The organism is Acinetobacter sp. WA-87 (genome assembly GCF_039938935.1).
Classification (GTDB): Bacteria; Pseudomonadota; Gammaproteobacteria; order Pseudomonadales; family Moraxellaceae; genus Acinetobacter; species Acinetobacter seifertii.
In genome coordinates, this window is record NZ_JBDUVF010000004.1 from 355,392 (window position 1) to 366,864 (window position 11,473).

11 protein-coding genes are annotated in these 11,473 nt (G+C 38.0%); 2 read left to right on the forward strand and 9 right to left on the reverse strand.

Annotated elements, in window-relative coordinates:
- The first annotated feature begins 37 nt into the window (after positions 1-37).
- Positions 38-2,851, forward strand: a complete 2,814-nt coding sequence (locus ABFY81_RS14150) for a DUF2339 domain-containing protein (protein WP_347914006.1) — start codon at positions 38-40, stop codon at positions 2,849-2,851.
- Here the strand turns inward: ABFY81_RS14150 and ABFY81_RS14155 are convergent.
- Positions 2,841-3,758 (reverse strand): mechanosensitive ion channel family protein, encoded by a 918-nt coding sequence (locus tag ABFY81_RS14155; RefSeq protein WP_191000704.1) that lies wholly within the window; start codon positions 3,756-3,758, stop codon positions 2,841-2,843. The two genes, ABFY81_RS14150 and ABFY81_RS14155, sit on opposite strands and share 11 nt — an antisense overlap.
- Before the next feature lie 9 nt (positions 3,759-3,767).
- Positions 3,768-4,589 (reverse strand): hypothetical protein, encoded by an 822-nt coding sequence (locus ABFY81_RS14160; RefSeq protein WP_347016547.1) that lies wholly within the window; start codon positions 4,587-4,589, stop codon positions 3,768-3,770.
- 96 nt (positions 4,590-4,685) lie between these two features.
- Between ABFY81_RS14160 and gspE the strand changes: the two genes are divergently transcribed.
- Positions 4,686-6,176 (forward strand): type II secretion system ATPase GspE, encoded by a 1,491-nt coding sequence (gene gspE, locus ABFY81_RS14165; protein ID WP_134262312.1) that lies wholly within the window; start codon positions 4,686-4,688, stop codon positions 6,174-6,176.
- A gap of 55 nt (positions 6,177-6,231) precedes the next feature.
- Here the strand turns inward: gspE and ABFY81_RS14170 are convergent, their stop codons facing one another.
- From ABFY81_RS14170 to ABFY81_RS14200, 7 genes are all read right to left on the reverse strand, one after another.
- Positions 6,232-6,663, reverse strand: a complete 432-nt coding sequence (locus ABFY81_RS14170; protein WP_174724020.1) for an organic hydroperoxide resistance protein — start codon at positions 6,661-6,663, stop codon at positions 6,232-6,234.
- Positions 6,664-6,750: 87 nt separating this feature from the next.
- Complete coding sequence (locus ABFY81_RS14175; protein ID WP_151741739.1) at positions 6,751-7,188, reverse strand: MarR family transcriptional regulator; 438 nt, start codon at positions 7,186-7,188, stop codon at positions 6,751-6,753.
- A 160-nt stretch (positions 7,189-7,348) separates the two neighbouring features.
- The gene (locus ABFY81_RS14180; protein WP_347914007.1) at positions 7,349-7,726 is read right to left on the reverse strand and encodes a DUF4951 domain-containing protein; all 378 of its coding nucleotides are present in this window, start codon (positions 7,724-7,726) and stop codon (positions 7,349-7,351) included.
- A 14-nt stretch (positions 7,727-7,740) separates the two neighbouring features.
- Positions 7,741-8,565, reverse strand: coding sequence for a carbon-nitrogen hydrolase family protein (locus ABFY81_RS14185; protein ID WP_347914008.1), 825 nt, complete (start codon positions 8,563-8,565; stop codon positions 7,741-7,743).
- Between the two features lie 26 nt (positions 8,566-8,591).
- A complete protein-coding gene (gigB, locus tag ABFY81_RS14190) occupies positions 8,592-9,113 on the reverse strand; it encodes an anti-anti-sigma factor GigB (RefSeq protein WP_000103065.1) in 522 nt (173 codons plus the stop codon).
- Between the two features lie 102 nt (positions 9,114-9,215).
- Positions 9,216-10,184 (reverse strand): RsbU family protein phosphatase GigA, encoded by a 969-nt coding sequence (gigA, locus tag ABFY81_RS14195; protein WP_347914009.1) that lies wholly within the window; start codon positions 10,182-10,184, stop codon positions 9,216-9,218.
- A 116-nt stretch (positions 10,185-10,300) separates the two neighbouring features.
- Complete coding sequence (locus ABFY81_RS14200) at positions 10,301-11,200, reverse strand: VacJ family lipoprotein (protein WP_347914010.1); 900 nt, start codon at positions 11,198-11,200, stop codon at positions 10,301-10,303.
- Positions 11,201-11,473: the final 273 nt, after the last annotated feature.

The window sequence follows — 11,473 nt, forward strand, 5'->3', positions numbered from 1 at the left end:
ATATGACATGTAATGAAGCTGTTATATTGCTAAGCCCATGTATAAAAAAGACAAACAGGGAATGATCGTCGTTTTGATCGCTTTGACTTTGTTTTTAGCCATTTCAATTGGTTTTAAATTTCAAAGCGCCGTTGTTGCTTTATCTATTGCGCTCACTGTCATATTAGTTCAATTTTTATCAAATTTGCATCAGCGTTTAATTCATTTAGAACAACAGTTTTCTCAGCAGAAAACGCCACTTTATTCTATACACATACAAAGAACAGTAATTTATGCAGCCGCCTTGGTTGCATTAGTTGCTTATATCAATCATTGGATGTGGATTGCTGGTGGGGCATTACTGGTTTTATTATTATGTTTGATTCAAATCATTAGTGCATTTCATACTCGTCTATTGTTGCTTGAGTCAGCAAAACAAACTGTTCGTGTAAACGATACTTTACAAACAGAAGCTATAACTCCAGCGATAGAGCAAGTTGATCTAAAAAATATCGTTGAGCCAGTCAAGCCAGTTCTACCTGAAACAATAGCTTCAAATCAAGAACAACAAATAGCTCATGTACAAAGCGCATGGTGGCAACCAGCAGTCGATTGGATGGTTCATGGTAATCCAATCTTAAGAGTTGCTGTTGCTGTGCTGATGGTTGGAGTAGTGTTGTTATTACGTTTTGCAAGCGAACATTGGCAGTTAAGCTTAGGTGTTAAGCTGGGCTTTATTGCAATTGCTGGAGCTGTATTAACGGCATTTGGATATACCTTACAAAAGAAAAACCAGCTTTTTGCTGTGGCATTGCAGGGTGTAGGGCTTGCGGTTGTGTTCCTGACGCTTGTGTTCTCACATCATTTTGGTGTGATTGCCAATATCACTACAGCAAGTATTTTATTTGCTATTTTATTAGCAATTACAGTATTCCTGAGCTTAAAACAACAAGCAATTTATTTGGCAATATTAGCGCTCGGTATGGCTTATGCGGCACCTTTAGTTATTCCGCAATATCGCCCAGATGTAATTTTTCTATTTAGTTATTATTTCGTCATTAATCTTGCAGTGGCTGCTGTAAATTTTATTCAGCCTTGGAAAATCCTAAATCAGATTGCTTTCTTTGCCACGATGTTTATTGGTGGTAGTGCAATCGCATTTTATGCTGAGCCAGCAAAATTTGACACATTAGACTGGATCTTATGGTGTCATATTGCTTTGTTTATTTGGTTAAGTGTTCGTTATAGCCAAAATATATCGCGGGTTTCAGAACATGATAAACAAGTAGGTATTCGTTTACCTCCACTGTTAGATGTAGGCCTTATTTTTAGTGTTCCTGTATTAGGCTTTACACTTCATGCTTATTTAGTTCATGAGTCGACCCAAGCGTTGACGATTGGTGCTGCTGTATTAGCGGGTACTTATGCGGTATTAACTTATTGGATTAAAAAATCCCATCCACAACTTTCAGTTCTTGCCAAAAGCTTTTTCATTCTTTCTGTTGCGTTTTTTGCCTTAATTTTTCCACTCGCGAAAGGGGCACATTGGACAGCAATTGGTTGGGTTGCTCAAGGTACAGCTCTTATTGTATGGGGTGTCACTGAGCGCTACCGTTTAAGCCGATATATTGGGGTAGTTTTAGTTTTACTTAGCTCACTTGCACTGTTTTATCAGGTTTGGGCAAATGAAGAGTTCCCAACACTAAGCACTAGCATTTATGCAATTGCTCAATTCATTTCGGCTTTTTATTTACTGCAATACAACAGTAAAGAACAACGCTATTTCAGTGCAAGCATGTTTAGCGGCATTTTCTTATGTCTAGGTATGTATGCGGGTGCTGTAGCAGGTGTAGAAATAATGGCATGGCATCATCATGCCTTAAGCCCATATTTGATGTTTGCCATAGCCTTAATCGCAGTATTTAGTGCAGTTATTCATTATAAGCTTCGTGTCCAATGGGAAAGTTTACAGTTACTTTTAATTAGTCTGTTACTGTTACTAATTTTGGGTGAAGCTTTTACAAGTCAAGTTTTTACGTTGTTTAAATGGGTAGATTCATTACAGCAAATTACTTTCCTTGTTAGTACTATTCTTCTTAGTGGTTTATTTATTATCGCTCAACCGCAGTTGGGTGAGTCTAGCTACTTAAAAGTCTGGGCTGGTTTAAGCTGGTTAGCATTAGCGATAGTGGGTGTGGCTATTTTTCCGCAAATGCCAATTGAGGCTTTGGCTTTTGTTCCAGGGGGGTATTCACTTTGGGCATATAAAGCTCATAAAACGACGTTGTTGCATCAAATTCCGGTGTGGTGTTTGAGCTTATTGTGGTTGCTTGCGGTGAGTGTTGATATTCATTCTGCCGAGTACCTATATTTTATTCCTTTATTTAACTTAACTGACTTACTTTCAATTGCGGGATTTGCAGGCCTACTCTTTATTATTTATCAACATGATTTTGATCAAGATAAGTCACTGGAGTGGACTTTTAAAATTACAACAATTTTAGTGGGATTGTTGGTGTTCAGTAGTGTGGTCGTTCGTGGCTTGCACCACTACTGGGCGACACCACTATGGAGCGTGGCAATTTGGACAAATGGAATAGTCCAATTAAGCCTGACACTACTTTGGGTTATTTTGGCATTTGTATTGACCACATACTCTAGTCGGAAAATGATTCGTCAACTCTGGTTTGTAGGTGCTGCACTTTTAGGAATTGTTGTATTAAAGCTGATTTTGCTTGATCTATCGCAAAGTGCAACATTAACTCGAGTTATTTCATTTATTGGAGCAGGTGGGGTAATGCTGATTATTGCTTATCTTGCACCATTACCACCATCATTCTCTGTAAAGAAGAATCAAGAGCCTAAGCTTTAGGCTCTCGTTTTAACTCTTTCTGGTTGCTGTATTGATCGATATCATCTTCAGCAAAAATAGTAGATGGACGATCAATTAATCCCATTTTAGGAACAGGAATTTCAATTTGATTATCTAAAAAGCCATTTCGGATACGTTCTTGCATTTCATCTCGAACTTTTAAAGAATTTTCTTGGCGGCACCACATTGCAAATAAAAGCTCAATCGATGATTCCCTAAATGCAGTTACAGTTACCGCAGGTTTTGGGTCATCTAATACGAGTGGATAATTCGCTGCCACATTTAGTAACACTTCGCGAACTTTAATAATGTCTTCGTGAAAGTTAATGGCGAGTGTAATTGGAATACGCCGTATCGGATATTTAGATAAGTTGTGTACAGGCGCACGAATAAGTTGTTCATTCGGCAAACGAATATAAACATTGTCGAGCGTGAGTAGCTTAACCGAGAGTAGGTCAATTGAAATGACTTCACCTTCGATGGTATTGCCACGAATGAGGGTAATTTGAATGGTATCACCGACTTCAAATGAACCTTCCCCAATCAAAAATAGACCACTAATTAAGTTACTGGCTGATGTTTGTGAAGCAAAACCAAGTGCTACTGTTAAAATCCCTGCCGCTCCAAGGAATACACTAAGTTTAAATCCTGCCTCTTTTAAACTCGTCATAATGAAGAGTAAGAAAATAAAATAAAAAATACCACGACGCCACACTAAACGTTGATGAGCATTAAAGCGTGAGCCAATAGTTCTAATAAATGTATTTGAAATAATGCGTGCAAGAATAAAACCAATAAAGCAAAGCACAACACCGACTAAAATTTCACTAATACGTTCGGTATTAATATTGGTAAATATACTTTTGAGACTATAAGCGATTTCTTTCGGAATATTTGTATCAGCCATATAACCCCCTTAAAAGAATGAATCAAACATATTAAATAGTGCACCACCAGGTGACCGCGGGGGATGAACATAAGTCACTTCACCAGCAAGGGGGGGGGTACGATTTTCAATACGAATACGGGCAGGACGGTCAGAGCCCTCATAATAAACTTTAATTTGAGAAGTCCATAAACGACCAGTACTTTCACTATAAAAAAGAGGTAGGGCGGTTACTGGTACATTCATACGATCAAAGCGTAATTGATGGTTACTGGTATTGTGAAAATCAATAGGTGTAACTGCACGAAACGCACGTGGTGTTAACAAGTTTAAATCAGTACGTCCATCAACAGAGGTTGCATAGCAAACTTCACCTTGCTGTGCATTAGGCCCAAACCATGTATCTTTAGGCTGAATTACAGGAATTTCAAATAAAGGCTCATGCTGACTTTCAACTAAACCAGCAATCCAGAGAGGCGTACTAATATAAAGAGTTCCTCGCTGACCTGCTGGAATATAAATCGGATCAACAGGTTTAATAACCACAGAACGATCAGCCAGACGTGGCATCAGTAAAAATTCTGAATTGGTCTTTCGAAACATATAACGTTCGACTTGAACATTATGTGGAAAAGCAAAATGTGGGTCGGCAACTGGATGCCAATCTTGCTCATTATCATCTTGAAGAGAAGGACGATAATATTCGATACGCCATTCTTTTATGCCACGCGTTAAACGAAAGAGCATTGAACCAAATTGCCATGCTTTGGATTGGTTAATTTCAAAGTGCTGTTCACCCCACCATTTTAAAGAATTTTGGGGGCGAGGCTGATATTCATTATTTTCAAACAAGACGTAAAATTCCTCTACCGAGTTGTTAAACAGACTTCACGCTGTAATCTGCTTAGAGTACACTCAAAATCATCTTACTCATCATTATAAATTGTGATGCAAATATTGAAACAAATACAAGTTCCATATAGTTTTGCCAAGCGTCATGGTGTTTTATTTCGTTATGACGGTGATCAAGTTTTTATTGTTAGACGTCAAAATACAGAAAAAATTGCATTGCAGGAAGCAAGACGAATTTTGGGGAAGCCTGCACATTATCAGTTATGTACTGAACAAGAGTTTAATAGTCTATTAAGTACGAGTTACGCAGGCGACACTGGGGAGTCGCAACAAGTTGCGGCTGGTTTAGAAGATCATCCAGATTTATTGAGTCTTGCCGATCAAGTTCCTGAAACAGAAGACTTAATGGATCAAGAAGATGACGCGCCTATTGTCCGTCTGATCAATGCATTACTTTCAGAGGCAATTCGGGTAGGGGCTTCAGATATTCATATTGAAGCTTTCGAAAAGAAATTATCTGTTCGTTTACGGGTAGATGGTCAATTGCGTGAAATTGTACAGCCACGCCGTGAACTAGCTCCATTACTTGTTTCACGTATTAAAGTTATGGCGAAACTCGATATTGCTGAAAAGCGTGTACCGCAAGATGGACGTATTTCTTTACGTCTTGCTGGCCGTGAAGTTGATGTCCGTGTTTCAACTTTGCCATCGTCACATGGTGAAAGGGTTGTTATGCGTTTACTCGATAAACAAGCGGGTCGACTCAATATGACTCACTTGGGTTTAATGGCAAATGACTATGAACGTTTAACGCAATTGGTACATCGTCCACACGGCATTATTTTGGTCACAGGGCCTACGGGTTCGGGTAAAACAACAACTTTATATGCAGCTCTATCTGATCTAAATGACAATACTCGAAATATCTTAACTGCTGAAGATCCTATCGAATATCAACTCGAAGGTATTGGTCAGACTCAAGTGAATACCAAAGTAGATATGACATTTGCTCGTGCTTTAAAAGCAATGTTACGTCAAGATCCTGATGTGGTGATGGTGGGCGAGATTCGTGACTTGGAAACTGCTGAAATTGCAGTACAAGCCTCGTTAACAGGTCATTTGGTTTTATCAACGCTGCATACCAATACTGCTATTGGTGCGGTTACTCGGCTTAAAGATATGGGGATTGAACCCTTCTTATTATCAAGCTCTTTAATTGGGGTGGTTGCTCAACGTTTGGTTCGTACTTTATGTCCACATTGTATGACATGGCGTGAAGCCGATACTTTTGAAAAGCAGGTTTTTCAACATATCTCGCATGAGCCAGCTTTAAAGTTACCTGAAGCCAAAGGATGTGATCATTGCTCACATTTAGGGTTTAATGGTCGTACGGCTATTTATGAAATTGTACCTGTTGATGAACCTATGCGTCGCCTTATTCATGGCAATGCAGCTGAGTTTGAATTAGAAAACCATGCTCGCCAGTATTCAGGTTCAATTCGTGATGATGGCTTGCGTAAAGTGCTTTCGGGTAAAACTACACTTGAAGAAGTGCTTCGAGTAACCAATGAAGCAAGTGAAGCATAATCTGTAAGATATAAAAATGCCCGATTTGATTCGGGCATTTTTGAAATATCAAAACTTATTCAGTCACAATATTAAAAGTCACATCAATATTATTGCGAGTCGCATTTGAATATGGGCAAACAATATGAGCTGCCCCCACTAATTTTTCAGCTTCTTCACGGTCCATACCAATTAAGTAAACATTTAACGTTACTTCAATACTAAAACCTGTAGGAATTGGACCAATACCAACTTCACCTTCAACATAAGCATCTTTGCTAATATTAAATTTATCGCGGTTTGCAACGAATTTTAAAGCACCCAAAAAGCACGCTGAGTAACCAGCTGCAAATAATTGTTCTGGGTTAGTTACAGCACCACCAGCGCCGCCCATTTCTTTAGGTACACCGAGTTGTACGTCTAATACGCCGTCTGATGAAGTTGCACGACCATCACGGCCACCAGTTGCTTTAGCTTTTGCACGATACACAACTTTTTCTAAAGACATCTTATTATTCCCAAATTAAATTGAATACAAATATATCGTACACGACTTAATTATTTTGACAAGCCAAAATTGTAAAAAAATTGATGATTATTTGGCTATATTTGTACGAAGTTGTGTTAGTTGATCTTTCAAACCAAGTAGGGTGGTCATGTCACAAGAACTTGCTTCCAAAATATGAGCTGGAATATTCACGGCTTGTTCCTTAAGTTCTTTACCTTTTTCACTTAGTGTAATAATTACTTGACGTTCATCTTCTTTTGAACGAGTGCGATTTACGAGTTGAATTGCTTCTAACTTTTTTAAAATGGGGGTTAAGGTCGATGATTCTAAAAATAGTTTGTTGCCAATCTCTGAAACGGTAATCTCATCTTTTTCCCATAGAACCAACATTACCAAATATTGAGGATAAGTAATGCCTAATGGAGTCAAAAGTTTTCTATAAAGCTGATTAAGAGCTAAATTTGTTGAATAAATGAGGAAACATAACTGATTCTCAAGCTTTAAATTTTGACAGTCTTGGTCCATATATTTCTCAGAAAACTAATAGATGCTTTTGTAGTATATCGCTTTATGTTTAATTTCTTAAATGCTCATAATTTTGAGTTATTGATAAAAATAAGATAACGCAAAAAAAAAGAGTAATCGAAAAATTAGCCTATGACTTTAAAATATGAATTTGGAACAGTTACCAGAGATCGGCAATTTTTTTCATTAAACGAGCACGGTATTTAGCAGTTGGATTATTTTCATTACGTTGTTGCTCTTGTTCGTAGAAATCTTGCCAAGCTGTAATCATTTCTAAAGTTGTTCCTTGTTTTTTAATCATAGAAACATCAGCTGGTTGAATATTCTCTAAACGTTGTCTCGCACCTTCTGCACCGGTTCCCCAACCAATAATCCGTTGTCCAAAAGCAGGTAGAGGGATATTTTTAGGAGTAGGTGGAAGGACATCTTGTTTAAGCTGTAAGTTTGAAGAAACAAAATGATTTGTTGCACCAAATTCAGCTGCATAACAGTGAATATTTGCCCCTAAGCAAAAAATGCTAATTAAATATTTCCACATGAATAATTAAGCTTTTAATAGTGAATTAATTTACGATGCGTCATTAAAGGCATTGATGTACGAACAAGCTCTTGAGCAGCTAAATCAAAAGGTACAGTAATTAAACCACTACCTTCATGTTCAATTATACTTAAAACTTGTCCACGGCTATCAGTTGCTCCTGCATGTCCCCAAGTTTGACGTTTTTCTCCATGCCAACCTTGCTGTGCTGCCCCTAAAACATAACATTGACTATCCATCGCTCGTGCTTGTAATAAAAGCTGCCAGTGCATTTGCCCTGTTGTATAGGTAAATGCTGCTGGTGCAGTCAATAGATGAGCACCTTGTTGTCTCAAGGTTAAAGCTAACTCAGGAAAACGCAAGTCATAACATACCATTAGCCCGATATTGCCAAAAGGGGTAGATGTGACTACGACGTCTGTTCCAGGTTCAAAGAAGCGGGATTCTTGATATCCACCGACAGCATCGCGAACTTGAACATCAAATAAATGTATTTTGTCGTAACGTGCTTCTGTCCTTTCAGGACTAATACATAAGCTTACTGTGCGCACACGGCCATCTTGTATGATAGAACCATCTGGACGAAATGGGCACGGTAAAGTGCCAGCAACAATCCAAATTTGATATTGATGCGCGAGTTTCTCAAGTCTTTGCTGAATTGATTCAAATTGCTCAGCTGTTTCACGCTGTTTACCAGCAGCAAAACATACAAAGTTTTCTGGAAAAACAATTAAGCTGGCATTTTGAGCTTTGCTTTGCTGAATCAATGACTCGATTATTTGAAAGTTGCTTTCAATGTCATCTTGAGAATTCATTTGAACAACTGAAACAAGAGTCATATACAAATCCAGATTAGCAATAAAATTTAGGCATTTTGCTTATCAGATACTTGTTCAAGCGTGTCTTGTTCTTTCTGCAATTGCTTAACAAGTGGCTCAAACATATTCTGATTGTTTGCATTAAGTTTCATCAATGTCTTGTGTGCATCCAGCACGGTTCTTAGCATTGCATTATGAGTAATGTGTTCATCCGTTAGCGTCAAAGTACAAACGTTAGGATCGCCACAATAATTCAAAATGACAAAAACCTGCCCTAGCCCCATACTGTTGGCTAAGGTTGTGATATCTGGATTGGTAGATAGCATCACAGCTTGAATATGATGAGTCTGTTTCAGTTTTAAGCCTAGCTTAGCTAAGATGCCTAATACAGTACTATCAATAAATGTTGTTTGGGTTAAATCAACGATTGCACCAACAACATTCTCTTGCTGTTCAATTCTGTTTAAAAGTTTGTCTAGACTTATACAAGAATGGGCTCGCACTTCACCAATAAGTTTGAAAATATGCGTTCCATTTAAGCTTGCATATTCAACATGACCTGTTGACATATAAATGCCATTTTCAGAGAAGGATAGAAAAATTATCACATAGTGCCATCTCAGACTCAAGAGTCCTTAAGTCGTATATTTTTTAATTGATTGATTTTTAAATTAATTCATTCGACAAAGACTAAAAATCGCGATGTCATCAGCAACATGATCAGGGGCTTGGAATGATTGATTTTGCAAATGTTGGACCAATTGTTGAAACTGATCATTCAATCCGCCATCAAATGGTTCTAGTGCTCCATCTGAGCATACAATAAAACGTGCATGACGATTTAATGTGCAAACATGTTCTTCAACTTCCAATTCATCTGTTAAACCCAAAGGGAAACTACTAGTCGTTAAAATTTTTGGAGGTTGATTAGGTTCAAAAATAATTGGAGGAGGGTAGTGGCCTGCACTAGACCAGCGAAGACTATGCGTTTCCAGATTTAAAATACCGACCACAATCGTAATATGCTTTTCAATATTCTCTTGAACGAGCATTCCATTTAATTTTTTAATCAACTGTCTTGGAGTTTTTGATCGGCCATGAAAGGCGGCCATCCAAGAAGTTAATAAACTGCTTGTTACACCGTGTCCTGATACATCTGCAAGATAAAATAAAACTTCTTTATCGTTTAATTTCCAATAGTCATACCAGTCACCTGATAGATAAGCGGAAGGTTGGAAAAAAGTTTCAACTTCATAATTTAGTAAATCAATAGGATTCGGTAGTAAACGTTTTTGTAATTCTGCCGCCGAAGGTAAGTCACGACTATCTTGATTGCGTTTATATTGAGCATCAATTCTTGTTAATGCTTTATTCAGATCTTGAGGTAACTGATTCCATACCCATCCAGCAAGAGCACCTGCCTCCCATGCCTGAGCTAATGCACTACCTTCATGTTCAAAAGCAATCACAATGGTAGGTAAACGCCATTTGTAAGTTAGGAAATCTTGTACATCAGCAATTGCGATAATTGTTGGATCATATAAATCGAGATCATCTATGTGAATGACTTGTAAGTCTGGAAGTGATTCCAGAGCTTGCTCTAAGAAAGGGATAGAGCGTGTCGGTTTAATAAAATACATAGAAGATATGATTGTCCTTTTTCCAAGATCATTTTATCCATCATAGAGGATGTATAATCAAAATCAAGGTATTGCCTTTCTATATAGTAGATACAATACCTTGGTTTCCTCTTTAATTATTTCTTGCTTTTAGGTTGGCTATCATCTGGAACATCTTCAGATTCGTCATCATCGATGAAAGATACGTCTGCTGAATTACCTTTTTTCTCGGCAATCTGGAATGCCTTACGTTGAAGATACAAATCGCGAATCATTGCATATTGATCGCCTTGTATCGTTTGATCCAAATCTAAATACTGGGCACGTGTATCAACAGCTTGTAAGACGTTAGTTGACCAATACAAACCATCTTGGTTATCCATAATATACTTTTGTGGACGAGCTTGAGAGTCTACAGCTAAGCCTAAACCATCACGTAAAGTACTTGGGCCAAAGAAAGGTAGCATCAGGAATGGTCCAGAAGGAACACCATAGTAACCGAGAGTTACGCCAAAACTTTCATCTTCAGGTGGAAGCCCTAAGCGACTAGCGGGGTCAGCTAAACCTAAAGTTGTTAAGGTGTTCACAGTAAATCGGCCAAGTGTTTTTACTGCGCGACCAGGACGACCTTGAATGAGTTGGTTAACTGCATTCCATGGCTCACCCAGGTTTTTGCGGAACTGGCGATAGGAACCGCGAACATCTTCTGGTGTTTTTTCATTATATTGAACTGCAACGGGACGCAAAAAGTTGCGATCTAGCATGTCATTAAAAGAATAAATAGGGCGGTTTAATGACTGTAATGGATCTTTTACTGTGTCAGGTTGAGCAGCGTTTGCATTGATTTTTAAATCTTTAGCTTTTAGACCTTTTAAGTCTTTAATAATTTGTGAGCGGGGGCGACTCTGCTGAGCCTCTGTCGAAGCGGCATCTTCCGAACTCGCGGTAGATCCTTCAGTAAGATTTTCTTGAGCGTGTGCTGATGTATAAATACCAACAGTTAATAAGCTCGATAATAGTAAATTAGAATAATTCATATAATTCCTTAACCGCTAGCCAGGCTATCTATAATATGCAGTTGGATAGAGATATATTTTAATACAGAAGCGATAACCTATTATCAATGTAAAATTGGTCAAATAATATAGAAATATGGCGAAAAAGCCTAAAAAGTGACCGCTTGAATAATAAAATATGAGAAAGGTATTGCAAAGGGATCTTAATGCTCTATAATGCACATCCATCGGCGGTGATGCAGATAGAAACTTGTTGAAAAACAGTTACTTGTGATTAAGTTGGTTGCTTTAAGT

Bases quoted from the DNA above. Each gene is read 5' to 3' on its own strand.
- gigA (WP_347914009.1), bottom strand. From the start codon at position 10,184: ATGTATTTTATTAAACCGACACGCTCTATCCCTTTCTTAGAGCAAGCT.
- gigB (WP_000103065.1), bottom strand. From the start codon at position 9,113: ATGTCAACAGGTCATGTTGAATATGCAAGCTTAAATGGAACGCATATT.
- ABFY81_RS14175 (WP_151741739.1), bottom strand. From the start codon at position 7,188: ATGGACCAAGACTGTCAAAATTTAAAGCTTGAGAATCAGTTATGTTTC.
- ABFY81_RS14155 (WP_191000704.1), bottom strand. From the start codon at position 3,758: ATGGCTGATACAAATATTCCGAAAGAAATCGCTTATAGTCTCAAAAGT.
- ABFY81_RS14185 (WP_347914008.1), bottom strand. From the start codon at position 8,565: ATGACTCTTGTTTCAGTTGTTCAAATGAATTCTCAAGATGACATTGAA.
- ABFY81_RS14180 (WP_347914007.1), bottom strand. From the start codon at position 7,726: ATGTGGAAATATTTAATTAGCATTTTTTGCTTAGGGGCAAATATTCAC.
- ABFY81_RS14170 (WP_174724020.1), bottom strand. From the start codon at position 6,663: ATGTCTTTAGAAAAAGTTGTGTATCGTGCAAAAGCTAAAGCAACTGGT.
- ABFY81_RS14150 (WP_347914006.1), top strand. From the start codon at position 38: ATGTATAAAAAAGACAAACAGGGAATGATCGTCGTTTTGATCGCTTTG.
- ABFY81_RS14200 (WP_347914010.1), bottom strand. From the start codon at position 11,200: ATGAATTATTCTAATTTACTATTATCGAGCTTATTAACTGTTGGTATT.
- gspE (WP_134262312.1), top strand. From the start codon at position 4,686: ATGCAAATATTGAAACAAATACAAGTTCCATATAGTTTTGCCAAGCGT.